This is a genomic window from Moorena sp. SIO4G3 (genome assembly GCF_010692305.1).
Classification (GTDB): domain Bacteria; phylum Cyanobacteriota; class Cyanobacteriia; order Cyanobacteriales; family Coleofasciculaceae; genus Moorena; species Moorena producens_A.
Window position 1 is genome coordinate 1 of the sequence record NZ_JAAHIG010000070.1, and the last position, 799, is coordinate 799.

Sequence of the window (799 nt, forward strand, 5' to 3'; positions counted from 1 at the left end):
CTGTTAGAAGCTGGAGTTAACCCCTACCGTGACTTTCCAGCGCTCCACTTTGGTGGTAGCCATGACGCAGTGATCTACGCTGTTCGTGATGGTATTGTCCATGCTGGCACTGTCCGCACTGATACCCTCGAACGTATGGCACAGGAGGGCAAAATTAATCGAGATGACTTTGTGATCCTAAATCAGCAAACTCAATATCAAGACACTTTCCCTTTTGCTCTGAGTACTAAACTTTATCCACAATGGCCCTTTTCCACACTATCCCATACCCCAGTGGAGTTAGCGGAAAAGGTTGCGATCGCATTAATGACCATACCTTCTGAGCACCCAGCCGCCAAAGCTGGTCGTTATCAGGGCTGGAGTATCCCGGCCAACTACCAAGCTTGTCACGAAACCTTACGGAATCTGCGGGTTCGTCCCTACGAAGATTGGGGAAAAGTGACTCTGGGTCAAGTCATCTATCAGTACCGCTATTGGCTGTTATTTGCTGGTGTTTCCTGTTTTGGATTTAGCTATGGTCTAGTTTATCTAGCTGGCCGTAGGCGAATCGAAGCAGAACTGCGACAAACCAATGCTTTACTGGAAATCCGGGTCTCCGAACGTACAGCTGAGTTCAAAGCAGCTAAAGAAGCGGCTGATCAGGCTAATCACGCCAAAAGTGAATTCCTGGCTAATATGAGTCATGAATTGCGTACTCCCCTCAATGGCGTTTTGGGTTACGCCCAAATTCTACAACGGGATCCACAGATAACTGCTAAACAAAAAGACCAGATCAACCTTATTTATAAGTGTGGCAACT

Annotated in this window: 1 protein-coding gene; it reads left to right on the forward strand. The window is 47.3% G+C overall.

Annotated features, from left to right (window positions below; all coding sequences use genetic code 11):
* Positions 1–799 (forward strand): PhnD/SsuA/transferrin family substrate-binding protein (locus tag F6J99_RS15015; protein WP_293113623.1); only part of this gene is annotated, 799 nt, incomplete at both ends.